This window comes from Chryseobacterium sp. JAH (assembly GCF_001507335.1).
Classification (GTDB): Bacteria; Bacteroidota; Bacteroidia; order Flavobacteriales; family Weeksellaceae; genus Chryseobacterium.
Genome location: NZ_LMAH01000010.1, coordinates 74927 through 100895 on the forward strand (window position 1 = coordinate 74927; position 25969 = coordinate 100895).

Here is a 25969-nt window from a genome sequence, read left to right on the forward strand (position 1 = left end):
ATGAATAAATCAATCACATTTACTTTTTGCTGTCTTGCGTTAATACTACCTGTTTTTTGCTTTGCCCAGACCGATAGTGATTACAGTAATCTGCTACAGTTTTTGAAAGGCGACGGAGCTTTTGAAAAATGGTTTATGGAAGTCTTCACAAAATTGGATAACAGCGTACAGGACAGTGCCCAAGGTTCAGCTTTAGTAGGTAGAGCTATAGGAGGCTTAGGTGCTTTGATGTACCTCGGATATATGGGTTGGCAAATGGCAGCCGGAGACAGAGAATGGGAAATTGTACCAATGTTGAAACCTATTCTTATCGGATTTACTTTGATTTACTGGACAGGATTTGTCAATTTACTTCAAGCACCTTTTAAAGCTATTGCAGAACCGGGAATTGCTATTTTTAGTGACATCGAATCTGAGGTCAATGACTTAAGAATTGAAAGATTTAAAAAGCAACAGCAATTATTGGATGCAGTTATTAAGCTTAATGCTGAAGAAGACGCCAAACAGGACGTTATTGATAATACATCGAAAGATGCCGATGATTCCTGGTTTGATATCAGTGATGGTATAGACAAATTATTACAACCAATCAAGGAATGGCAGATCAGGATGGAATTCCAGTTACAAAAATTGGTTGCAGAAATCATAGAATTTGTGTGCCTTTCGATTCTTCGTGTTTGTGTTTATCTCATCTTTTTTATTCAAAAGATATGGGCTTACATCTTAATCATTCTTGGACCAATCGCTGTCGGAATGGCATTGATTCCGGGATTTGAAAATTCTTTGTATAGCTGGGTTTCGAAATTCATCAATATCAATCTCTACACTTTCGTTGCATACACCATTATCAATATTGGACAGCAGTTGATTGCATCTGGTTATACAATGGAAATAGAACGTTATGATACGCTTCTAACTAACGGAACCATTACCAATTTAGATGCATTAATGGTCTACGTGAGCAATTCAGGAATGATTTACAATCAGCTCTTTACCTGTGTTGCTTACATCGTAACAGGGATTGGAGTACTGATGACACCAACGATTGCAGATACGATAGTAACAGCAGGTGGTGCAGGTGCGATGACAAAAATGAAAAGTGCAGCAGGAAAAATGGCGAGCAGTGCTAAAACAGCAGCATTGGCTGTAAAAACAGGAGGTGCTTCGGCAGCTGCGGCAACAGCAAAATCAGCAGCGGCTGGTTCTGCATCCGGAAGAGTTAAAGACGCTATGAAAAATGGAAAATAATCTCATTAAACTTATTAAAAATGCTTATAAAAAACTTAGAACAAAGAATAAAGATCAATAAGATAGTTTCATTGGGAGCGATTGGGTTTGCCTTTTTTATTGTCATAGCAGGATTTTTCTTCTCTTACAGGATGATTCAGGACTCAAGAAAGTCGATTTATATTTTGGATAACGGCGTTCCGGTTCTTGTCAAACAAACCGATGTTCTTTTGAACAGACCTGTTGAATATAAAGCTCAAATAGAACTATTCCATCGATTGTTTTTTACGTTGGCACCCGATGATTCCTACATCAAGGAAAATATTCAAAAATCCCTTTATCTCATTGATGACAGCGGAAAGAAAGAATATACCAATCTAAGAGAAAAAGGTTTCTACAATCAGATCGTTGCCTCCAGCTCAATGGTCAGTATTCATACCGATTCCATTTCCTTGGATATAGAAAACAATAAGTTCCAGTTTTTCGGAAAGCAGATGATAACCAGAAAATCATCTGTCATTACCCGGAAATTATTTACCGAAGGATTTTTTGAGGATATCATCCGGAGTCCCAACAATACTCATGGTGTGCTGCTCAAAAACTGGCGTATTATCAATAACGAAGAGCTTTCCAATCAAACTAAAAATTCTTATTAAAATGAAAACTTTTATTAAAAATACAGGAAAGAAATTGATAGGCTGGCCGGTAGAGAATCCTAAGAAATTTTTTATGTATTCTATGATTTTTTTATCAGTTTCTTTCCTCTTATCCTTGTTACAAGGCATCTTCTTTCCGTCTGATATGACATTCAAAATAAAACCTCCTATTCTTTATTCAAAAAGTTCGGTAGCTCAAAATAATCAGACAAAGAATATTAAAGAAATGGAAAAGATAGTAGCCGAGATGCAACTACTCAAAGTAAAAAGAGATCGGGGGGAATTACAAAAAGAAGACAGTTTGCGAATAGAATACCTGTTTAACCAATACCAAAACTTTAAAAATGGATATTAAGAAAATCAACTTTAGAGAGAAAAAATATGTTCTGCCACTCCTTGCATTACCATTCATTTTTCTGTTTGCCTTTGTAGCTAATCAGTTTGTGAAAGAGGAGATTCCGAAGGAAAAACCAAAAGAACTTTCACTTTCATTGGGCGAATCACAGGATTCTATAATGACAAAAAATGATGCATATGATAGTTTCTTTAAAAAAGATGATAATAGGACGATGCTCGGAGGACTGGACAAAGAACAGGATAGCCTGCTAAGTTATGAGGATCAGTTATCCTTATCACAGAAAAGAAAAATAGATTCACTGAAGGCTGTCAACTCAAGGCAAAATCAATATCAGGCTAATGGCAATCTGTCATCTTATTACAATCCTAAGCAAGAGAAAGATGATCAGGATTATAAGAGGTCATCCGAGATTATAAAAATGCTGAATGACAAATCCTATGGAAAACAGGAAAGTACTTATGCTGGCATACCAAAAGAAAATAAACAAAGTGTCCAGCAAGATCCGGTAAAATATCTGAAGCAGCAGATGTTGGTAATGGATTCCTTGGAAAAAGCAAGAGATCCAGAATATCAGAATAAACTGAATGCAGAAAACAAACTCAAAGCTAATAAAGAAAAAATGGAAGAATTTCTTAATTCCACTTTCAACGTCAGCAAATCGGGCATTAATAATGACTTCAACGCAGTTTACAAAGAGAAGGAAAACAGTTTTATCAAAGCAGTTATAGATGAAGACAACAAAGGATTTTTAGGAAGCCGAATCAGGCTCAGATTACTGGAAGACATATTTGTCGGTAATAAAAAAATTAGCAAAGGTTCTGTTCTATATGGTCAAATCTCAGGATTTACAATGCAAAGAGTTGACCTTAAGATCATTTCAGTATTTGCAAACGGGGAGATTTTACCGATTAACCTTTCGATATATGATGTCGACGGTATGAAAGGTTTATACGTTCCTCAAAGCGTATTCCGGGATATGATTCGTGAAATGGGAAGCAACTCCGTTCAGGGAACTCAGATGGATATGGGAGGAGAAGGATTTTTTACAACCATCGGCTCCAAATTATTTACATCTACCTCCAAATCAATCGCCAATCTAATTAAAACCAACAAAGCCAAGTTGAAGTACAACTCTTATGTATTTCTGATCGATGAAAAACAATTGAAAGAATCTCAAAACCAATCAAAACCTTAGAACTTATGAAATCAATTTTATATACACTGTTGCTATTTGCTATAACTGTTAATGCACAAACTGCAACGAAGGACAAAATAATTTCTGAATTGCCGGAAATAGAGATCACAGAAGGAATTAATCTGCATATTATTTCGCCAGAACCCATTCAATATGTTGACCTATCAACTGAACAATTGACAGGGGATTTACCGGCAACGAGCATTGCAAGGATTAAGATTACTGATAATCAAAAATCTGAAGAAAAAGATAAGAAAGTAAAATCAAATACATTTTTCAATGGAGATAACATTGGAATTATTACTGTCGTGGGACAATCTTTCATTGCACAATACAAAGCGGTTTACAGAAATTCAGAAAACTTGAATACCGTTACAAATATTCATATTCAACCCGAAGCGATGCAGCCTATTGAATTTGACAAAATGATATTTTCCAATTTGGAGTTGAGAAAATTTGCAATGGATATTATTCAGAAAAAAACTGAAAATAATCCAATCAGACTAGAGAAAGATTTCAATCTGAGCTTTCAGCTTAATAATGTTTATGTCATTAGTGATTACATTTTTATCGATATGACATTTAAGAATAGATCCAATCTGAGCTATGATATTGAGGGTTTGAAATTTTCAATTGAGGACAAAAAAATTCATAAAGCTACCAATAATCAAAGTATTGAAATGACACCACTTTTTCAGCTGAATCCTCAAAAGCATTTCAAGAAAAACTTCCGAAATATTTATGTCTTCAAAAAATTCACTTATCCGAATTCCAAAGTTATGATGATAAGATTGATTGAGGAACAATTCTCCGGAAGAACCATTGAAATGAAAGTGAATTATTCTGATGTCCTCAAAGCCGACACTTTGTAGCGGAAGTTCCGTATCCATTTAATCATTATCTGAATATCAAATTTTAATAAAGAATGCAAGAGCAACAACATCAAATAAAAATCTATGGCTTTCTACAAAAAGTAGTTTATGCAGTGGTGGCCTTGGATTGTGCTTCGTTATTCTACCTTAATGCTGACGTTCCAGTATTGTCCAACTTATTGAAGAATTTTTCAAAAATGAGTTTCATTTATCCACCGATAAATGCAAAGATTGCGACGTTGATTCTTATTGGATTGGTCGCCATTGGAACAAAGGCAAAGAAAAAGAAAGACTTAAATATTGCCACGGAAATTGTAGTTCCAATGGTCTTTGGCTTAGCAATAATTTTTTCGTCTTTGAATTGGCAGAATGAGGCAGGAAGCAACTCACTCCCAAAAGTTTTTCCGGGGCTTAATCTGTATCAGGTAATCTACGCTTCTCTTTCTTTTTTAGGAGCAGTTATTCTTCAAATGGGAGCAGACAGCATTTCAAAGCTGATGCAGCAAAAAATGGGAAAAGACAGATGGAATGTAGAAGAGGAATCTTTTGATCAAAATAAAGAGCTTGTAAATACAGAAACGTCTATTAATATTCCTTATAGATTTCGATATAATAACAAAACCTATAACGGCTATATCAATATAGACCCTTTTCGAGGAACAATTGTAATCGGAGTACCGGGAAGCGGAAAGTCGTTTGGCGTAATTAATCCTTCAATACGTCAAATGGTTGCTAAAGGTTTCTGTCTTTGTATTTATGATTTTAAATTTCCGGATTTAGCTCAAATTGCTCACTACCATTATTTGCTGAAAAAGAGTAAAGATTCCGGATACAATTATGATTTTCACGTCATCAATCTGAACGAAGTTGAAAAGTCCAAAAGAGTAAATCCCTTTCACAAAAAATATATTCAAACATTAGCGGAAGCGCAGGAAATGGCAGAATCAATGGTGTCATCATTACAAAAAGGCGGTGCAAGCTCCGGAGGCGGTTCAGAAGCTTTTTTTACACAATCGGCTATCAACTTTCTGTCTTCCTGCATCTATTTCTTTGCCACGTTTGAGAATGGAAAATATTCAGATTTACCTCATATTTTATCTTTTATAAACCGCAGTTACAAAGAGATTTTTGATACTCTTTTTAGTAACGAAGAGATTTTTTCTTTGCTTTCTCCATTCAAAACGGCTTATGATAATAAAGCTTTTGACCAGTTGGAAGGACAGATTGGGACATTGAAAATATTTCTTTCTCGTCTGGCGACGAAGGAAAGTTTCTGGGTGTTCTCAGGAAATGAGGTAGAATTGAAGATAACTGATAAACAAAGTCCCTCAATTATGATTTTGGCTTCAGATCCTGCAACGCAGGATATTAATTCAGCTCTGTATTCTTCAATCCTTAACAGGACTTTACGGTTAATCAATTCTAAACATAATTTGCCAGGGGGAATTATAGCTGATGAATTTCCGACAATTTATATTCACAAGATTGACAACATCGTAGCTACGGCTCGAAGTAATAAAGTTGCTGTTGTATTAGGGCTTCAGGAAATCCCCCAGCTTAGACAGTTTTATAAAAAAGAAGTAGCCGACACTATTTCTGCAATTGTCGGAAATATTCTATCCGGTTCCGCAAGAGATAAGAATACACTGGAGTGGCTTGAAAAATTATTCGGAAAAATTAAACAGAAATCCTACTCCCAATCTATTTCACAGCAAGGAACAACGACAAGCATCAATGAAAAAATGGACTTTATGATTCCTGCAGGAAAAATTGCGGCCTTAAAAACAGGAGAGATGGTTGGAATGATAGCACAAGGCGAAAAAAATACGACTGAAGAATATAAGACTTCTGCCGTAAGAGGAAAAATCAATCTTGATATGAAGGCCATTAGGGAAGAAGAACAAAATTATCCCGTAATGCCGAAGTATTATTCGTTCGTGGATAAAAAAGGTATCAACCGTAAAGAGGAAGTTCTGATGACCAATTTCAGAAAAATCAATAAAGAAGTGGAGCTCATAGTCAAGGAAAATATCAAAGAATAAAATTATGAAATCAATCAAAAAATACTTGATGGTAGGAATGCTTTCGCTTTGCTATTCATTGGCTTTTGGACAGTTCAATACCTTGACAAGGAAAGAAGCAAAATCCAATGAATCTATCACAGAAATGCGAACAGTTAAGAAAGAAAACCCTGATTTGAGAAAGGAAAAAGATAATAAAAATTTCTTTTATAAACTATTCAATACTCCAACTAAATCGGATTTAAAAAAGCAAATTGATTCTTTAAAAATGATGATGCTTGAATACAGCTTGTCAAAAAAAAAGCGTGAAGTATTAATTCCAAAAGCTAATAATGACTCTCTATTACTGCCAGGTAAAAAACAATTCTTCGAACAGATTGAGAGCATAGAAAAACCGATTAAAAAATTCAGTTTAATCAAAGAAGAGGATTTTGTATCAAAAATAAGTATGCCATTGGACAAAGGAATTATTGTTACTTCTCCTTTCGGATGGCGGACGCATCCGATTTTCAGATCTGGAAAAATGCACAATGGAACTGATCTCAAAGCCAATTATGAAAATGTCTATGCAGTTTTAGACGGTATTGTAATAGAATCCGGTAATTCCAGTGGAGGCGGGAAATATATTAAAATCAGGCACTCTGATTCATTTGTAACCTCTTATCTGCACCTTTCAGAAATATATTACGAAGCTGGAGAATATGTAAAAGCAGGATTCATTGTTGCAAGAAGCGGAAATAGCGGAAATTCCACAGGTCCTCATTTACATTTTGCAGTTCAGGAAAATGGCAAATACATTAATCCAATCAGGTTTCTCAACGACCTTATCAATGCTAATAATCTAATTGCCACACATTATGAAACGGCCAAAAATTAATACAGCCAATAATAAAATACTTACCATTATGAAAAATCACAATTTGCCTACTGATGAACTTAAAAATTTTGGAATCATCAATGATGACCTAACATTTTCAAAAAAGTTAAGTTCGAATGATATTGAAAAATTCCTTCAAGGATATACCATTGTCGCTGACAATGATAAGAACAGAGCTACGTTTCAGCTCACTGAAGATAATACCAAGCTGAAGGTCATTTTTCTAGAGCGAGATAAAAGTCTCAATAAAATTATTGAAAACAGTAAAGACAAAGTTCAATATACCGATGTTAAGGAACTTTCAAGTGATTATCCACTTCTTGAAAAGAAAGCTTTCATCTACGATAATGAGACAGGAAAAGTGGTGGAATTCGATTTCATCAAAAATGCAACAGAACTTACTGCCATCATTGCTGACAAAAAAGAGCCGGAAGAACTCAACGTCTACAAAAATGAACTTCTAAAGCTTAAAGGTTTTTTGCAGGACAAGGCAGATAAATACCCCGAAATAGCAAAGAAAATCTCTAACGATATGAATGTTGTATCCAGAGAAATAGATTCTGTAAACAGCATCTCGGCTGATCAAAAACAAATCTCAAAATCTGGTAATTCAGATATTCAATTAAATGTAAATGATCAGGATTTGTATGAAGATGCTAACAGAAATCATCAGAAGCAGGAAGAAGAACAAACCGACGAGCGTGAGAGAACTAGGGGATTCAGAAGGTAATATTTAAAATTCAATCATAAGTTATGGAGAATGAATTATCCTGGTTCGACAGAGTGATTACTCCAAAAACCAAAGCTTACAAAGATTTTGCAAAAGAAGTAGAGAATACTTCTCCTGAAATATTTTACAGAGATGGAGAAAGGAAGTTTTCTGAGCAGGAGAAAAAGTTTATGCAGATTCATAAATCCACAGCAAATAAAATAATTCAAGGCTCTGCATACACTGTAAATACAATCTTTAATGTTGATACTGATACTTCCGACAAAACTAATTATAAAAGTTCAGCTGAAGTAGTACGCTTTATCAACAAGCAGAAAACCGACGGTAAAATTTTAATAATACAAGACAACACGGCATTTAGGGAATTAACTATCAATAATGAAGTTGCAAAACAAAAATATCTTTCTGATTCCTGGGCAAAAGAATTAGAGGTAAGAACAGATTTGAGTTTCGGAATGAATGCTTCTGAAATTGATGAACGGCAAGCCGATCACTATCGCAGATATGAGATTGAAGTTAAAAAGTTAGACATCGAAATAAATCCTGCCATTGATGAAGGGAATGGGGTATTTGAAAGTATGATGCCGTTTGACGGAGATGAAAACGTTCCGGAGTTTGATGACTTTTATATAGAAGAAAACATTGAAGGGAATCTGACTCCTGCAACCAATCTGTCGGAAGGATGGATTTGGCGAGATTATGATGATGGGAGTGTTCACTAATAGGTCCTAGTGGTTACAGTTACTATAGCTATGATTTGCAAACTCAGGAGTATAAATTGCCAACATTCAATAACCGTTGGACAGATATGAAAGACTTTTATGACCGACCTAAAAGTTTAAACGAGTTTAAAATCTATGCGGAAAAAAGCTTGAAAGATGGAGCAGCACAAAATATTTTTTCACCGAAACTTTCTGAAGAGGAAAAAAATGGTCTACTCAATTACATCCACCTTAACAAGGAGGATAAATTCATCCTTGAAAACCTTAACATAACTGAGAAACAAAAAAGAGTTATTCAAAAAAAGAGGATTTTTTATCAGTTGATGGAGATTATACATTGATGAGTAAATAACTGGAAAAAATTCCTGATACACTTGACGGGCATACTCTATCAAAAAATGATAAATACGAATTAGCTTTTGGTTTCTTGGAAAAACAACAGTATGGTGAATCCTACGAATTATTGCAAAATGGTGAAATTTTAAAAACTTATTTGGACGAGGATAGTTTACAATCATACAGAACACTAACAGTCAATGATATAAAGTTTAACAATCAAAATACAGAAATTATGGAAACACAAAAAGAATTTGACCAGGTAAAATACCTGAAAGATCAAATGAAATATCTTGGTTTTGGAGAAGGCGAAAAACTTCACAATGATTTAGAAAAAGGAATCAATTCCAAAAAGCAACAGTTTGAAATTAAAACTTCTTCCGACAAAACTTTACCCGAAAATAAAGTTGCTTTTACATTGAAGTTCAATAAAACCGATAGTGGAGGCGTTTTCTTCAATTCTTACAATGCAAAATTGACCAATGATAATAAAGAAGAAAAATCTCACAACTTTCCTGTAAGTCGGGAAAACTCCTTTACCGCAAAAGAAGCTGTCAACCTATTGGAAGGACGAAGTGTGAAAATTGAGTTTGTCAATCCTAAGAGTAATCAAAACGAACCAGCGTTTGTTCAATTTAATTTTAATGAACCGAAGTCCGATAAAGGCAATTATTATTTCCAAAATTTCTACAAAAATTATGGGGTTGATACATCTAAGATTGTTGAAAAGTCTAATCTGTTATTTGATAATCCGGAATGGAAAGAAAACAGTATTAAGTCTTTGGAAAAAGGAAATGTTGTTAAGGTTAAGTTTAAAGAAAACGATCATGTCGTAGAAGCAAAAGCTGTTCTGGATCCACAAAATAGAAATTTTAAACTGTATGACAACGAGATGAACCGAATCAATACCAATAAACCTTTACAAGGATTGGAACAAGATAATAGTCACGATAAAGCCAATATTCGGGAGCAGAGCATTAAACGATAAACATCTTTCTTACCTATAATACTCAGGAAGCGGTAAGTCATCAATAGATTTGCCGCTTTTTTAAATCCAATTCTTATGAAAATTCAACTATTACTTCCATTGTTTATACTTCTTTTCGTATTAAATTCTTGCCAGAAGGAAATCAAATCAGAGAAAGGAGGCATTGATCTAATCTCAAATGTCTATTTCGATGCTTCAAAGGGTTTGGATCAGATGCAGAACTTTCATTTATCAAAGATGAACTATTTGCAAAATCAGTTCATCGAATTAGTACCCGATCATACCTATTCAGAGGTCAACAAGCACATATATTTCATCGAGGATTCAATATGTTATCCTATCGGGTCATTGGGAAGTAATGTCATTTTAAAAGATATTTCCAAAAGACAAATTTCTCAATCGGTTTGGGAAAAGAAAGAGGGGGCAGTCTTTTCAAAAGATTGGATCCCCAATTACAGAAACCGTCGAAATCTTTCCGATACAGTATTATTTAAAAAGAAATACAAACGCTTTGAGATTAATTCTCCGTGGAATTATACCAGATTCTATATTTATCCAACAGATACCATTTTGCCATATTCATTTTACAGGCATGCTGAAAAGGACTATCATGGAAGACTTGAGCGAATTGATTCTTATAATAAAAAGACAGACATTTTCGTCACACTTCAGTTATTACCAAGAAAAAGTTGGGATGATGAAGCTAAAGAACTTTTTGAGTTTAATCACTTCGTAAACAACAGAAAAAATTGATGATGGACGGAATAAATTCTTCAATGATTACAGATGGAATTTCTATTGTCTATGAGACTAGAAATGAGTTAGTTGTTTTTGGAAAACAAACCGATATGCTTTCATTTCTGGAACTTTTAAAATTAAATAGTCAAGTCAACAACAGAAGTCTTGTTACGCTTAATTCTGCGAATAATACAAAAGAATTTCTGAATCAATTTAAGGATTTTAACGGTAAAATATTTCTGTGTCTAGAAGGAGACAGGATAGGAGATGCAGCAACACTTAAAATTCAGATGGAATTTAAAGAAAAGAATATTAAGGATATCCGAGAGATGTATGAGATTTCAAATGAAGGCAACAAAGATCTGAATGAATATCTCCAAAACAAATTGAATCATCAGAATAAAAATATTAATTTAGTTGAATCCAAAAATTCAGAAAATGCAAACCTTACTGTTAGATCAGAAAGAATATCCAACACTCAGCACTTGGGATCCAAAGTTTCTGGACGAGATTCTGGTAGAACTTTGCAAAACAGCCAATCCGAGCAAAACGGAGATCACTCAGGAAGACAAACTGTCGGCCGCGCAAATGTTGGAAATGGATCTTCAGTTACAAAGTGGAGCGATTCAGGAAACGGAACAGGAAGATATGTTGACGGAACACAACCGCAGAATGCTAAACAAAATGAAGACAAACAAAAACATTTGGGCGGAATCATATCCGGGAGAACTGTATCCTACGGAACCGGAAGAGAATTAGACAATACTAAAAATATTGAGGAATTAGAATTTCTCATTTCAAAATACAAAGGTCAAAAACTGACCAATGACCAAGTTGCAGAAGTGGTTTCTGCAGCTTGTTTTGTTTCTAAAGATAATAAAGTCGTTATTTATCCGAATGTTGATGTGTCAGATGAATTAAAAAACATCTGTAATCAATATAAAAGTGGGGGTACTGCAAAAGAAGGTCGAGGAATTTTAGATGAGTATTATACGGATTCTAAAATTGTAGATGTCATCAGGAATCTAATTAAAGACCATTTCAAAAATCAAAAAGAAATTTCAGTTTTGGAACCCAGTGTTGGAACTGGAAATTTTCTGTATGCTGTAAAAGACCTTGGCTTAAAAATCAATATTTCTGCTTTTGAGATTAATGAAGCAACAGCCAAAATTTCTAAAATTCTTCATCCGGATGCTAATGTAAATCTCCGTCCCTTTGAAACTGAATTTATTGACGAAAAAGGTTTTAAGCGAGAATCAAAAGAATTCGCTGAAAAGTATGATTTGGTAATTGGGAATCCTCCCTACGGAGAACACCGAGGTCTATATAAAGGGCTGGGAGAAGAACCCAAAATAAGCAAATACGAAGATTATTTTGTAAAGCGCTCTTTAGACTCGTTAAAACCGAATGGAGTTTTGGCAATGATGCTTCCTTCAGGTTGGCTTAATCGACAAAAGAAATTAGAAAATGCAGAAATTTCCAGTGCTTATCGTTTACCAACCGGTTCTTTTGCAGGAACGCAAATCGGAACAGATATCATCATTCTGAAAAAAGCTTCACAAAAAATCACACTGGATATTTCTAATTATTTCGAAAATAATCCTGAAAATATTCTGGGGGAAATTCGAGAGAAAAGCAATCGTTTTGGAAGAATGGCAAGTTATGTCCACGGTACTTTGGATGAAGCACTAGCCAGAATAGAACATCTCAGAACTAAAAAGGAAACGGAGCGAATTGGTAATTTGTTTGAAGATTTATTCTTTGAGAATCCGCAAGCGGAAGTAAAAGAGGACATTTCTGCAAAAAAAAACATTTCAGTTCAAACTCCAGCTGAAAAGTACCTTTCCGAAGCTAAGGAAAAAATAGATGAAGTTCTTTCAACGTTTCTGGAGATCAAATTTAAGTCTCCTGCTGTTGTAAAAGAAATTGAGAAATATAACGAGCTAAAAGAGCAGATCGATACAGATGTAAAATCCTTTTCTGCAGAAATGCTAAAGGAGATTTGTGATAAATCTGAAAAGCTCATTCAATCGCAGAAGAAACTTGATTCTGAGTACAGAGTTCAGACAAAACCTGAAATAAAAAAAGGAGTTCTAAAATATCTTTTTTCTAAGTCAGACGAAGTTGTAAATACTTCATTGCAAAACAGCTCTGATATTTCAGCAGAGCAAATCGCTGCTTTTCGTGATACAGATTACGATGGGACTTTGAATAATAGAGGAGAGCACTACACGTTTGCCAATTTTATTGATGGGAAATGGGTGCACGATTTTTATTATGCTGAAGGAAATATCTATTCCAAGCTTGAACAGTTGGAAAAAGACTTTGCAGATAAATATGCCATCATTGGAACTGAAAACCAATATGAGAAGCAAAAGGAAATACTCTTAAGTGTTCTACCAATTCCCAAGTCTTTGGATGAAATTTCTATCAGCCCTAATCACGAATTTGTCCACCAATTTGCATTGGGACAAGTAGAGAAAGAAAAATACAATCAATCTACAAGACAGGTTGAAACAGTAATTGTTGATTATAATTTAGCGGAAAAATTCAAAGACTTTGTTGGCAATTTATCCAGCGAAGCTTTCGCCGGTTCTTCAGCCTGGGAAGTTCGAAGTTATGTAGATAACGAAACGGTTACAGGTAGTGATAAAGAAAGAAATGCATTGGTACGTGAAAGAAGAAAGGCTGCTGCCAATGATCTTTTTGAAAAGTTCATTCGAGAAGAATTATCAGATGAATTAAGAGAGCGTTTTATAAAAGAATTCAATAGGAATTATAATAATATCCACGTTCCTAAATATTCTAAATTTCCTCTGTTTTCTAAAATTCATCTCAATTTCAAAGGGAAAGAACTTAGATTGACCGAAGTACAGAAAGCAGGCATCGGAAGACTTACGACAAAAGGAGTTGGCTTATTGGCACACGAAGTGGGTTTCGGAAAAACACTTTCCGGAATATTTTCTATGCACGAAGCGATGGAGCGTGGAAATTCTAAAAGACCATTGATCGTAGTACCAAACGACAGTATTTTAAAACAGTGGGTTGAAACAATATTTGAAACAATTTCCAATGCGAAAGTAAATGTCTTGGGAAATCTTGGAAAGGATTATGATCTTTCTCGATTTGATAACAGAGATGGAGAAATCATAATTGTTACTTATGAAGGTTTTAATAATATCGGTTTCTCCGAAAATATTACTCAAGATTTGGCTTCCAAGTTTTCTTATATTTCAGAGAGTGAGTTGCGTAGTGCTAATATTATCAGCGAAAGAGATTTTCAGAAAGAATTAGAAAAAGAAAAAGAGCTGCAGGGAAAAATGAAACGTGGCAAAATCTATGACTGGGAGGATTTTGGTTTTGATCATTTTACTTTTGATGAAGTTCATAATGCCAATCACATTGTTGGAAAGGTAAGAATCGAGGATCGAAGATTTGCTTCCGATTTTAGAAGTCAAAATCAACAGACTTCCAGATTAGGAATTAATACCTGGATGGCATCTCAATATATTCAGGATAAATATAATGGTAGAAATGTTACGCTTCTTTCCGCCACCCCTTTTACCAACAAACCTCTGGAGTATTATTCTATATTGTCATTGATTGCGAATAAGCGTCTTGAAGAATCAGGATACTTCAATGTCAATACATTCTTTGAAACGTTTATGGAGGCTGATAATGATATGGAAATTGATGCGAAAGGAGATGTAAAGTTCAAGGCTAATGTTCGGAGGTTTAAAAATAATTCTTTGTTCCAACAGCTCCTATCTGAATTTATTGATATTAAAGGAGAAGAAGATAATCCTGAATTAATCCGTCCAACCAAGATTAATAAAGAATATAAAATTGAGCAGAATGACTTAACTCAGGAACAATATGATTTACTCACAGAGAATTTCGACGATTCCCAAAAAGGAGCAATTCTTACTCATATTCTCAATGCTCGGCTTATCGCCATTTCTCCTTATCTGTCTCCATACTATGACGCAGAATTTCCTTCAGTAAAAGAATTTATTGAGAATTCTCCAAAACTGATTGAGACGATGAAACTGATACAGCAGAATAAAAGAGATATGCCTGATTCTAGTCAAATAATCTATTCGGAATTGGCAGTCTCAGAATTTCCTAAAATAAAAGATTATCTCATCACGGAAGTTGGTTATAAATCGGAAGAAATTGGTGTCATTACTGGAGCAACAAGTAAACCCAACAGACTGAAAATTCAGGATTATTTTAATTCCGGAAAAGTCAAAATTATTCTTGGAAGTGAAGCTATTCATGAGGGGATGAATCTTCAGCAAAATACCACGGATTTATATATGCTTTCTCTTCCTTATAATTTTACCACTCTACGACAGGTCGAAGGTCGTGCCTGGAGACAAGGAAACAGGCACGAAAATGTAAGGGTCAATTTTATGCTTACTAATGACAGCATCGATGTGTTTATGCTTCAAAAGCTTCAATCAAAACAAGCAAGATATTTGGAAGCAATGAAAAAAGGAGCGAATGTTTTGGATATTTCTGATATCAGTACGCAGGAACTCAAAACATCCATTATAACAAATTCGGAAACAAGAGCAAATATTGAACTTGAGCTGCTGAAAAAAAAGATTGAAAGTGAGAAAAATAAGCATCTAGCAGATACTGCTTTTGTTTTGCGGAAATATGAGAATTTTTTGAAGGTACAGGAAACGGTTACTAAAGCGCAACATTCCTACAACAGAATTTTAGGTTATTCTAAAGATGAAACTGAAAATAGGGGATATTGGAAAAGTCAACTTCCTTCTTATCAGAAAGCAATTGATTTGGCTAAAGTTGAAGTTCAGAAAACTATCGAATACTTAGCTGAGAGAGGCGTAAATGTGAGAGAAATAGAATTTCAGACCAAAACTACAGATGAGAAAATTAGTGAATTAGACAAAAAATTAGAAGAGCTTCCAGAGATTAAACAGGATTTGATTGTTCAATATAAAAAGGAAAAGGATGAACAGCTAAGGCTTAATCAAAATATTGATGTGGTTAAAGAGAGGTTGGATGAAAATTTAAGATTATTTTTAAGGAATAATACAATTTTCACCAATGAAAAATCTAAAAATGATAATGAGTTAAGTAATGAAAGTAAATCGAAATTGTACAATGAAGATGGTGAAAATTATTCTATGCCTCGGAAGAGATAGTTGGAATTTTTAGCAATATTTCACATCTATTAATGTCAATGTTTTTTAATACTCCATTTTGTATCTTTGAGAATGACAAACTATGAAACCAATGATTAAACCAAATTGGCAATTAACATTTAGAGATTTACCTGAAATTCCTCCTTTGAAAAGGTGGGTAGAGGGAGCCCATTTTACGCAAGAACAAAATATATCACTTAGATTATTACAGCATCAGGAGATATCAAGCGACGAACAAAATGATTTTATAAGTCTTTTTAAATTCTACGAAGATCTTGACATTTCCCTTCAACAATTGGACTATTCATCATTTGATGCCTCCGAATTCAACAACTTTAAAAGTTATATAGATTATGCATTTAATTATATCCCTTTAATATCTAATAAGTTATCAGTAATTCACACATATAGACTGGTGGTTAATGAATGGGTTTCTGGAAAAAATGAAAGACTAAATAATATAAGTTTTTTAAAATATCCACCATTAGACATTGTAAAAAGAATAAATAAATATAATAGAGCAAATACTTCTAATACAAGTGTATTATATACAGCCGAGAATATTGATTCAGCTCTAAAAGAAATAAAGCCTCCAACCAATAAATTAATCACTGTTGGACTGTGGAAGCCTAAAGAACAAAAAGAACTTATTTCATATCCAATTTCTCATAGTGACAAAGCAATGTCTGTCAATCTAGGAGTGCAGAAAGCAACCGCAGCATTTGAAAAGTATGGAGATAGTCATTCCAAAATCTTGGTCGAGTGGTCTAGACATTATTTTAAATTATTGGGAAGAGAATTTGCAAAGCCTGTTTCTCATCATTACGAGTATTTAATTAGCGCTATGTTTTCTGAAAGGATTCTTAAAACAAGGAAGGACCAAAATCCTTCTTTTAATTTTGATTGTATTATTTATCCGAGTGTTGGAAATGATTTTGGAACTGATAATTTGGCTGTACATCCTGATTCTGTTGAAAATGAATTTAAATTATTTCAAATTACTGAGTTTGAAATTGAGGAGTCTTATTACGAAAAAGAATACGTCAGGGATCATCCTGAAATTATAAGTCTTGCAAAAGTTAAAAATAGAGTAAAGGCAAAAAATATCCTTGAGAACGGAGAGATTGTATGGTAGATTTATCATGTGATTTATAATATTATTTTAAATTATCGGAAACTAATTACATTTGAATTTTGGAAAAGAAAACAATAGATCGTTTAGTAATATTTGGTTTAATTTGGATAATTGGTGCAATTGTAGCAATATTCCTCTACAAAAGCGGACCCGAATTAATTCAATCAAGATACTTCGATAAAGGTAATGTAGGAGATAGAGGAGCCATTGGTGATGCGTTCGGAGGTACTTTTGGACCGATAATAGCATGGTTTGCAGCTATTTTAACTTTTATGGCTTTTTACATACAATATGAAGCAAATAAAGAACAAAGAGGCCAATTTGCAAAGCAAGCCGATGATACGGTAATAGAGAGGTTTGAAAACAGATTCTTCGAATTGATAAGGATTCATCGAGAAAATGTTGAAGAGCAGAATATACAAAATGTTATTTTTGGTAGGAAAACTTTTACGACTTATTATTTTGAGTTAAGATATATCTATTTTGTGCTGGAGTACAATTATGATAACTCGGACAAGAACATTGTATTAGATAAAGAACAATTATCCAATTTAGCATATTTGATTTTTTTCTACGGAATTGGGCATGCAAGCGAAGGCGTTTTTTCTCATATTGCACCAAAAATTAATTCTACTGATTTTTTTAAGACTACTTTACAGAGATTAGAAAATGAAAAACGGACATATGCTAATTTTGTAAGTGATAAGGAAAAATACGAAAATCAAACGGGTTACAAAGTTTTAAAGTTGAAAAATCTTGAAATAAATCATAAGGGGAAAAATGCTGTTTTTATACAACATTATGAGCCTTTTACAGGGCATGGTACCAAGATAGGACATTATTATCGACATTTATTTCAAACTGTTAAGTATGTACATTCTCAAGAAAATGAATTATTTACTAACGATGTTAAATATGATTATGTAAAAATGCTACGAGCTCAGTTATCAAATTTTGAGCAAGTTATTTTATATTATAACTCGATTTCTGTTTTAGGTAAAGCTTGGATTACAAACGATTATATTAAAGATTATCACCTATTGACGAATTTACCCCTATCATTTGCTGACTTTGGAATACAACCTGAAGAAAAGTTTCAAGCTGAAATATCAGATGATCCTAACTTTTTTGATTGGGTAACGTTAAGGAACTCGCTTGCTTAAATTAAGTAAGAGGGATCTAGTTCTCGATATTTTTTTGAACTTTCAAAAATCATTATTTTATTAATCGGATTGCTTTATTCTTATGAATAATAGTTAGTATGTCTTGCTTTAATTTTTAAGATTTGCTAAATTTACATAAACGGATTTTCATGTTAAGTAGTACACAGATACGAGTTTTTGTTTCCTGCCCTGGAGATGTAAGTGATGAAAAAGATATTATAAAAGAGGTTTGTAAATCTGTAAACCATCAACTCTCTATAAAAGATCGAGGGATTTTTTTTGAAGTTTTAGATTTTAAAGACATTGTGGCTCCGTGGGGAAACAGATCACAAGAGGATATTAACTTTAGATTTTCAGGATATGACATTTATATAGGGTTATTGTGGATGAGATACGGTACAGCTTCTGGAGCAGATGATCCGGCAACTGGAAAACCATATGGATCTGGTACAGAAGAGGAGTTTCGTTTAGCTGTCGAAAAGTTTAAAGATGGTCAAAAGATTGCTATTTATTTTTTCTTCAAAGAGCCAAGGAAATCCACCAGTATTAAAGAAACGGAGGATTTGCTCAAGGTGCAGAAATTTAAGGCAGAAATTCAAGATAGTGGTTGGGTGCATACTTTTCCAGATTTAATGGATAAGACTAGTTTTGTTAATAAAATTCACCAAGTACTTAATGACTGGGTTTGGGAGGTCGAACAAAAAAAGAGAGTAGAAGAAAAAAAAGAATTTTTTGAAGAAAACCAAGCAACTACAGTAACTGCGGAGTCTATTGATTTTTCAACTTTTATTATTGGAGTGTTACCATACAAGAATGTTATACGTCGCACTTTGAGCCCGTTCGCTTCAAATGCTGATTCAATAGATAGATTTTTTGGTACTTATCAGAGAAAAACATTAGGTGAATTGGTTGCAGAAAAAACAAGGATAGTACTATTAGGAGGTGCTGGATCTGGAAAGTCTACCGAATTATCTAATTTGTTGGCGCTTTATTCAATTCCAGAATCCCCATTTGTCCCAGTTTTTCAAAAGATGAACACCTACGTGAATGAAAATATAGAAGATTTTCTACCGAAAGATTGGAGCAAAATACCGGAAAATATTTGTTTAGTAATTCTGGATGGTTTGGATGAGATTGAGCCTGCAAATTTTAATACTGCGGCAAGAAAGATTAGTTCTTTTTCAACTAAATTTCCAAATATTCGTATTGTTATCTCTTGTCGGACTAATTTTTATGAATTTCCATCAGATATTTCAGGAGGTACACTTTCTGATTTTAATGTCTATTTATTTGATGATATCGATGTTAAAAACATTCGAACATATGCGCATGAAGAATATCAAATTAATGGTGGTGAATTTATAAAAGAAGCCTATAATAAAGGTTTCAAAGATCTTATCATACAGCCCTTTTTCCTTCAGCTTTTACTGGAAAAATATAAATTAAATACAGACTTAGAAATTAGCAAGGTCGATTTACTAAATGAATTCATCGAGAAGAGGTTTGACTTTGATCAAAGCCATTTTAATGGGACAACTAACTTAAAGATGCAGAAGGCCAGGGTAATGAAGTTGTTGAGAAAAGTTGCCCTAACTATGGAATTTATGGGTAAAAATTATGTTTCTTTCGATCAACTAAGCCAAATTTTACCTGATCCTACTGATCTAGATTTAATAAGATATTCTACCACGTTTAAAAATTTTGATGATGCTCCTGCAATGTGGGGTTTTGAACATAATAATATTCAGGAATTTTTAGCGGCAAGCGCATTACATGAAATGCCAATTGAAGAAATAAAGGAAACAATTTCTTTTAAAGGTAAGATTATTAAACCCAGTTGGGTAAATACGTTGTTCTTTTTAATGAGCATAATTGATGATAACAAAAGAAAAGGATTAATCGACTGGATACTGAAGATAGAACCTGAAATTTTGGTCAAGATAGAACCAGATAAAATAGATCCGCCGATAAGATTTGAAATTTTCAAAAATATCTTCAATCATTATAAAAAACAAGGAGTATGGCTAAGATCAAACAAGTTCACTGCAATAGAACTTGCACGGTTTGCGCCAATGGAATCTGCTAATGAATTTCTCCTTCAAGAGCTCCTAGATAAAGATAACAGCAGATATACGAGATTGAATGCGCTTCATCTAATTGATGATCAGTACCTTGGGTCTCAAGAAAATGTGAAAACAAAAGAAGCTCTTTTATTTTTTATACTTGAAGAAACTTCTGACGTTCATTATTTTAATGCGGCAGCATATGCATTAGGAACACTTGGGTATGCAAACCGAGCTGTAATTGATGAATTGATGACAGCTTATGGAAAAAGAAACAATCAATATATTCGTTCGGCTATGTACAGGCTTATACATAAAGCCCAGCTTGAGAGTGAATATGTTGATTATTTAATAGAGGGACTAGATATTTCTGAAAAAGATAAAGATAGGGATAAGGTCAACCTATTAGATGAAGGGATGCAGCTTACTGAAGCTTTTTCTGCCAAGTTTGGAATTGAAGCCCTTAGAAAAATACTGAAATATCTTTCTGATGATACTAATAGCAGAGTATTGTTTAGATTAGATAATCGAGAAAAAGTACTTAAAAGTATTATCGATCAATCGGTAGAACTATATAATCAATACCCTGATTTGTATGATCTTATTAATAAAGCCTACAAACATAATATCCGTTTAGGTGACGAAAAAAGTTTAGATATTTTAAGTAGTTTTTTTAACAAAACTGAAACTTCGTTAACAATATTTAAAGAGATTTTTGGCAACAGTTCAATTTTATCATATGAAAGAGCCCGTCTCTATAAAAGACTTGTAAATAAAGATGCTACTGATTATGTTATTGGACTGTATAAAGAGCATAATTTAACAAATGAAGACCTGTTATCATTTTACAAAGAAGTGAAGTGGTATGGGAGCCAACAAATTAAAGATGAGTTTGAATATCTGGAACAACAAATCAAGGAAAATTCAAAGGTATTGGATAGTGTAAGTGAACCTCCTATTGTGCAACAAAAAAATGTGTGGGCGCAGAAGAACACTGATGTTTTTTTCTCAAAAGAGCTATTCAAACAGGAGTTAATTCACTTTTTTGATCAGCATAATATTGAAGAGCTAAATTGGGATTTGCTATATCAGCATAGAAAGTATGATGAAACAGATATCCTTATTGGACCATTCGAGCTTCTTTCAGATTTTACCAGGGAAAGTAATGAGGTCACTAAAGAACAGGTTTTAGCTTTTGTTGAGCAAACGGATAAATTTGAAGATTATCTTTTCACAAGTCTGAAAGACAGATTGACAGGTGATGCTAACATAGAATTAAACGAAATGCAGATAAATCAGCTTGCTGATTGGGTTAGAGATAGGGTTTCCAAAGCTGATATCAAAAATGCAATTACTGTTAGTAGCTCTGGAAGACAAAGAGCAACATTTAACAGACAAGTTCAAATTCTATGGTATTATATCTCTAGGTTTGAAATAAAAATAGGTAAAGAAAAAATTCTTGATTTTACGACCCACTATGATTTAAATAAAAATTCGGATTCAATAGACTTTAATGTGATAGAAAAGCAAGTAGGGAAGGAAGAAGTAGCCAAGAGAGTTATTGAAAATCTTGAGAAAGATATTGATTATGATGCTTCTTGGAAAAATAATGCTATTTATGCTATTGAAAATGGGTTGGACGGTGCATACCAATTTATTTTTGCTGCTTTGGCTGGTACTAAATATGATGAGTATACTAAAAATGAGGTTCTAAGGGCTTTTGATAAATTTGTAGATGATCCTAAAGATTTGCTAACACTGCTTTATGTTGTGGCAAATAATACAATTAGATGGGAAATTATAAATTTAATTCTTTTAAAAGGAAGCTACAAAAACGAAATCGCAGAATTTCTTACGAACATAATTGACAGTGATAAAGAACCTGAACAAGAGAAATACCGTGCATCGCAGCAATTAACAAGAGTTGGAGATTTTGATGGGACATTGTATTATCTAAACTATATGCTTAACCACAGTGATGACGAATGCGAAGATGAATTTGATTTTTATTACGATGCAGCATATTTAAAAAATATTAAGGATTTGGTTTATTTGCCAAAGATGATGGACTTACTAAAAATATCTAAAACCAAAAAAGACAGGGATGAATTTGACCGTCTTGAAAACTATATTACTGAGGTGCTAACAAATATGGCTAGTGAAAGTGAGGAAGGGCTATACAAAGTAACAGAAGCCTTAAATTTATTTATACTAGAAAACCAAGGAAAAATTGAACATATTAATTTTTTCTATCCATTCATTGAGAGGCTAGAGCATCAGTTTTATTTATCCCAATCGCAAAAAGGAGATTTGAAAACTGCGTTAATAGAAGTGGCAAAGATTTTACATTAATAAGTAGCCATAATGTTGCTCATCAAAAAATAATCAGAAAATCTCAAAAGTTAAAGTATTAATATTTTCAATGTCTAAAGACGTGATATACTTAATTTATTGTTATTAGTATTGAATCAAAAATGAGAAAATTAAAAAGTCGAAGAAACTTAAAATTAGTTGTTGCTCTTGGTTGGAAAGATATTTTTCCAGAAAAAGTCGAAAAAAGAAACGTCTTAGACTTTTTAACAGGGATAGATCCAGATACTTTATTAATTACTGTTTGTGCGATAAATCAATCTTTTGATTCTGGAGAGTCTTTCGAAGATAGCTTAATATATTCATTATCAGATGTTGAGAAAAGAAAATATAGGCAAGAAATCAGTAGGATACTAAATGCCTTAGATAAAAAGAACTCTGACTCTAGTATTAATGAAGAAAAATGTATTTTTAATACGAAAGCAAATAGTTTGTTAATCAAAAAAATTGTTGAAAACTATGTTTATTTGAAAGAAAAAGCAGACCCTGACTTTGAGTCATTTCCTTTTATTAAAGCGTATCTACTTTTTAATACAGAAGTTTTTCCTGGAAACAAATTTATGGATGATATTCCACCAGCGTATTTTAAAAGTTTATCTCAATTTATTATTACTGCAAAAACCATAGATTTCGATTTTGTTTACCATCAGCTTTTTATCTTTGTTAGATTACGATCTTTATTTGAATACTTGTGTAGAAACTATTCAGGTTTTCTGCAGAAGTTTGAAGAAAAAAACCATATTAATGGTCTGGATAAATACATTTTTGACCAACTATCTTTATTAAACTATTTAGATGATAAAAACTATATACGTCTTAATCCAGAAAACTCAAATGAAATTCAAATAAAAGAATTTTGTGACGAACTATGTATAAACTCCTTATTCAATAAGGATAAAATTGAACTCAAATATTTTCCACTGCTGAAGGATTTTGAAGATCCAAATGGTTATTTCGTATTAAACAAAGCCTATTTATTTCTGAACTTTTATCATAAGATTAAGTTTAAAGCATTTCAGTTTTTGACTAAGCAATATAATGCTTTTAATTCTTATAATGATTTCTCTTCTGAATATGCAGAAAAGGGAGGAGAAGAGATATTATTCAGAAACCTCATTCAACAGTCTTTAAAAAACAAGTATTACAAATTGATATTTAATGATACTGATAAGTCATTGATAGATGGTATGATATTTAATAACAGGCATATTTTCCTATTTGAATTTAAAGATTATGAAAGTATGAATAAATTAGATTCCATTTACAATTATGATGAGGTTAAGGAAATATTAGACAGGAATTTCGTTGAAAAGAAAGGTGTTTCCCAATTAGTCTCAATGATTAAACGACTCAAAAGTACTGGACATTATAATGAGTTTATTACCAATAAAAAAATTAAAACGCATAATATTGAAATATATCCAGTTTTGGTCGTCTCAAATGCCTTTTATAATATTCCGGCATTAGAACATTATTTAGGAATTAAAATGTCTGAAAGAATGAAAGAATTAGACAGCGGTTTTAAAAAAGTTCATAATTTGGCAATGCTTGATTTAAATTCTTTGGTTGAATTAATATACTATAATAATCAGTTTGATTTAGTTAAATGTCTTAAAGAGTATGCCTTTAAAAAAAGCAAATTTAACGAGAACGTTATTGTTCCTAATTATCCTTCTTTTAGAGATACTTTTGTCAAATCTGATGTAGTAAAGAATGGAGATTTTCTTACCCAATTTTTAAAGTCTACAAACTTTGATGATAATGAAGATATCAAAGCAATGCCGAATGACTTTTTCAGACAGAGAGGTAGAGGTTAAATTGTTTTTGTATTTGAATATTGTTGCTATTTCAATATCTATTAATTGTAATAGCTGAAAGTTACCAAAATAACTACCTTATAGCTTAATTACTCTATTTTAAAATAACTTAATTAAACTAAGGAAATAAATGTATAAACTAAGTTCATTTGATGTTTTAAGTGTCGTAATCTGTCGTTAATTAGTCTAATTGCAATATATTTGTAAATATAACTAAATAACTATGATTAATTTTGAAGTACTAATAAATGATTCTATTTCAATTCTAAGCGATGATGAAAAATTTGTTTCAGTTTCAAACAAGAGTGTCTTAAGTCTTATCAATGATTTTGAAAATGGAGGATGGAGATATGATAAGTTTGAAAAATTTATTTGGAACAATATTAAAGAGACAGCATTAAGCTATAGAGAAAGACAAGCATTGGCCGTAGAAGGAGAGGACTCATTTCTGACAGAATCGGCTAAGAATTTACGTTTATCCGAAAGTATAAAGGATATAGAGTATTTTAATTGAGATTATCTCGAGTCTAGTTCTTTGTTCTTACTTTTAAAAAATACTTAATCAAAAATAAAGGTATGTAATACAATAATGTTATTTATTGCTAAATAAATACACAAATACTACTATTATGTTATTTATTCTTAAAAAACGTGAAAAACTGGTTAGTATATTACTTTAAAGAAGACTGCAAATGAATATAATTTAGGCAGGTTTGATATTGAGATTGCGTCATCCTGTACAAACTGTAGGACATTTTAAAGTGCTTAATCTGATTTTAAAAAATGATTTAATTTGTCGGTGAATTAGAAGAAGTAGTTGATGTTTTAAAACCGAAGGAACAAAATTTTAATTCTTTTGATGATATACTAAAATCAGAGGAAAAACCGATTTAAAACCGAGAAAGAAGAAAATGAAAATAGAAGCACAGAAATAAATATAGAAGTGACTTTGTTCTTTAATTAACCCCTTTCATGTTTGATAATTCATAATAGATTAACAAATTTTAGTACAAAATTTCGGCTATACTTCATAGAATTCCAAGCTCAACTTCGTCCTAAAGGTGAATAAAATTTGAGGTGTACAGGCGAAATCTATCAATTATCACTGTTGCATTCGGGAAATATTAATTATTTAATTTACAGTGATTTATAAGGTTGGAGGTGTACAAAAGTAGTACAAATGTATTTTAAAATTCATTGTTAAATATTGTAAAATATTGGTTTGCAAGTGTTTAACTTGACGATATTCGTGTGGAAAAGTAGAAAAAAAAGATGTTGCAGCATCTTAATCGTGTACCACTTTTGTACACCTCGATCTTCATAAATCATCATTAATAAACACTTCTATAGATACTGTATCGGAAAGTAGACGCACAAATTCAATCAAACTCAAATAATTTAAATGACTGATTATTAAATGATTATTCGGAATTGATATTGTTTTGATTTGTCATATTTCAATTAGTTTTTGTAAAATTTGTCCCAATTTGTCACTCAAGTTAATAATAATTAATTTTTATTAAC

General features: G+C 32.7%; 18 protein-coding genes. All 18 read left to right on the forward strand.

The genetic code is table 11. The features are described 5' to 3' along the window. The 18 genes from AR685_RS16900 to AR685_RS16985 all read left to right on the forward strand — a co-directional run bounded on the left by AR685_RS16900 (position 1) and on the right by AR685_RS16985 (position 24959). Complete coding sequence (locus tag AR685_RS16900) at positions 1–1248, forward strand: type IV secretion system protein (protein WP_059125299.1); 1248 nt, start codon at positions 1–3, stop codon at positions 1246–1248. 20 nt (positions 1249–1268) lie between these two features. Next, positions 1269–1883: a conjugative transposon protein TraK gene (gene traK / locus AR685_RS16905; RefSeq protein ID WP_059125300.1), complete on the forward strand. Its 615-nt coding sequence runs from the start codon at positions 1269–1271 to the stop codon at positions 1881–1883. A gap of 1 nt (position 1884) precedes the next feature. Then, positions 1885–2238: a hypothetical protein gene (locus AR685_RS16910; protein WP_059125301.1), complete on the forward strand. Its 354-nt coding sequence runs from the start codon at positions 1885–1887 to the stop codon at positions 2236–2238. Then, positions 2228–3436 carry a conjugative transposon protein TraM gene (gene traM, locus AR685_RS16915; protein WP_059125302.1) on the forward strand — a complete coding sequence of 403 codons (1209 nt, stop codon included), beginning with the start codon at positions 2228–2230 and terminating at the stop codon, positions 3434–3436. The genes AR685_RS16910 and traM overlap by 11 nt, the downstream gene beginning before the upstream one ends. 5 nt (positions 3437–3441) lie before the next feature. Continuing rightward, positions 3442–4308, forward strand: coding sequence for a DUF4138 domain-containing protein (locus AR685_RS16920; RefSeq protein WP_059125303.1), 867 nt, complete (start codon positions 3442–3444; stop codon positions 4306–4308). Between the two features lie 53 nt (positions 4309–4361). Continuing rightward, positions 4362–6350 carry a type IV secretion system DNA-binding domain-containing protein gene (locus AR685_RS16925; protein ID WP_059125304.1) on the forward strand — a complete coding sequence of 663 codons (1989 nt, stop codon included), beginning with the start codon at positions 4362–4364 and terminating at the stop codon, positions 6348–6350. A 4-nt stretch (positions 6351–6354) separates the two neighbouring features. Then, on the forward strand, positions 6355–7206 hold the full coding sequence (locus AR685_RS16930; protein WP_059125305.1) for a M23 family metallopeptidase: 852 nt from the start codon (positions 6355–6357) through the stop codon (positions 7204–7206). Positions 7207–7234: 28 nt separating this feature from the next. Then, the gene (locus tag AR685_RS16935) at positions 7235–7936 is read left to right on the forward strand and encodes a hypothetical protein (protein ID WP_059125325.1); all 702 of its coding nucleotides are present in this window, start codon (positions 7235–7237) and stop codon (positions 7934–7936) included. A gap of 23 nt (positions 7937–7959) precedes the next feature. Continuing rightward, a complete protein-coding gene (locus AR685_RS18290) occupies positions 7960–8658 on the forward strand; it encodes a hypothetical protein (RefSeq protein WP_059125306.1) in 699 nt (232 codons plus the stop codon). A gap of 56 nt (positions 8659–8714) precedes the next feature. Next, complete coding sequence (locus AR685_RS18295; RefSeq protein ID WP_059125307.1) at positions 8715–8999, forward strand: hypothetical protein; 285 nt, start codon at positions 8715–8717, stop codon at positions 8997–8999. Positions 9000–9229: 230 nt separating this feature from the next. After that, positions 9230–9982: a DUF6449 domain-containing protein gene (locus AR685_RS18300; RefSeq protein WP_228376460.1), complete on the forward strand. Its 753-nt coding sequence runs from the start codon at positions 9230–9232 to the stop codon at positions 9980–9982. A 75-nt stretch (positions 9983–10057) separates the two neighbouring features. Beyond that, on the forward strand, positions 10058–10735 hold the full coding sequence (locus AR685_RS16955; protein ID WP_059125309.1) for a hypothetical protein: 678 nt from the start codon (positions 10058–10060) through the stop codon (positions 10733–10735). Beyond that, entirely contained in the window at positions 10735–15897 is a 5163-nt protein-coding gene (locus AR685_RS16960) for an Eco57I restriction-modification methylase domain-containing protein (protein ID WP_059125310.1), read from the forward strand. The genes AR685_RS16955 and AR685_RS16960 overlap by 1 nt, the downstream gene beginning before the upstream one ends. 82 nt (positions 15898–15979) lie before the next feature. Beyond that, positions 15980–17032, forward strand: a complete 1053-nt coding sequence (locus tag AR685_RS16965) for an RES domain-containing protein (protein WP_059125311.1) — start codon at positions 15980–15982, stop codon at positions 17030–17032. A 59-nt stretch (positions 17033–17091) separates the two neighbouring features. Then, positions 17092–18195, forward strand: coding sequence for a putative phage abortive infection protein (locus AR685_RS16970; RefSeq protein ID WP_059125312.1), 1104 nt, complete (start codon positions 17092–17094; stop codon positions 18193–18195). A gap of 149 nt (positions 18196–18344) precedes the next feature. Beyond that, complete coding sequence (locus AR685_RS16975; RefSeq protein WP_059125313.1) at positions 18345–22610, forward strand: NACHT domain-containing protein; 4266 nt, start codon at positions 18345–18347, stop codon at positions 22608–22610. Between the two features lie 122 nt (positions 22611–22732). Beyond that, positions 22733–24445, forward strand: coding sequence for a hypothetical protein (locus AR685_RS16980; protein WP_059125314.1), 1713 nt, complete (start codon positions 22733–22735; stop codon positions 24443–24445). 223 nt (positions 24446–24668) lie between these two features. Next, positions 24669–24959 carry a hypothetical protein gene (locus AR685_RS16985; protein WP_059125315.1) on the forward strand — a complete coding sequence of 97 codons (291 nt, stop codon included), beginning with the start codon at positions 24669–24671 and terminating at the stop codon, positions 24957–24959. Positions 24960–25969 lie beyond the last annotated feature (1010 nt).

Bases quoted from the DNA above. Each gene is read 5' to 3' on its own strand.
- AR685_RS16980 (WP_059125314.1), top strand. From the start codon at position 22,733: ATGAGAAAATTAAAAAGTCGAAGAAACTTAAAATTAGTTGTTGCTCTT.
- AR685_RS16985 (WP_059125315.1), top strand. From the start codon at position 24,669: ATGATTAATTTTGAAGTACTAATAAATGATTCTATTTCAATTCTAAGC.
- AR685_RS16935 (WP_059125325.1), top strand. From the start codon at position 7,235: ATGAAAAATCACAATTTGCCTACTGATGAACTTAAAAATTTTGGAATC.
- AR685_RS16975 (WP_059125313.1), top strand. From the start codon at position 18,345: ATGTTAAGTAGTACACAGATACGAGTTTTTGTTTCCTGCCCTGGAGAT.
- AR685_RS16910 (WP_059125301.1), top strand. From the start codon at position 1,885: ATGAAAACTTTTATTAAAAATACAGGAAAGAAATTGATAGGCTGGCCG.
- AR685_RS16965 (WP_059125311.1), top strand. From the start codon at position 15,980: ATGAAACCAATGATTAAACCAAATTGGCAATTAACATTTAGAGATTTA.
- traM (WP_059125302.1), top strand. From the start codon at position 2,228: ATGGATATTAAGAAAATCAACTTTAGAGAGAAAAAATATGTTCTGCCA.
- traK (WP_059125300.1), top strand. From the start codon at position 1,269: ATGCTTATAAAAAACTTAGAACAAAGAATAAAGATCAATAAGATAGTT.
- AR685_RS18290 (WP_059125306.1), top strand. From the start codon at position 7,960: ATGGAGAATGAATTATCCTGGTTCGACAGAGTGATTACTCCAAAAACC.
- AR685_RS16960 (WP_059125310.1), top strand. From the start codon at position 10,735: ATGATGGACGGAATAAATTCTTCAATGATTACAGATGGAATTTCTATT.
- AR685_RS18300 (WP_228376460.1), top strand. From the start codon at position 9,230: ATGGAAACACAAAAAGAATTTGACCAGGTAAAATACCTGAAAGATCAA.
- AR685_RS16900 (WP_059125299.1), top strand. From the start codon at position 1: ATGAATAAATCAATCACATTTACTTTTTGCTGTCTTGCGTTAATACTA.
- AR685_RS16930 (WP_059125305.1), top strand. From the start codon at position 6,355: ATGAAATCAATCAAAAAATACTTGATGGTAGGAATGCTTTCGCTTTGC.
- AR685_RS16925 (WP_059125304.1), top strand. From the start codon at position 4,362: ATGCAAGAGCAACAACATCAAATAAAAATCTATGGCTTTCTACAAAAA.
- AR685_RS16955 (WP_059125309.1), top strand. From the start codon at position 10,058: ATGAAAATTCAACTATTACTTCCATTGTTTATACTTCTTTTCGTATTA.
- AR685_RS16920 (WP_059125303.1), top strand. From the start codon at position 3,442: ATGAAATCAATTTTATATACACTGTTGCTATTTGCTATAACTGTTAAT.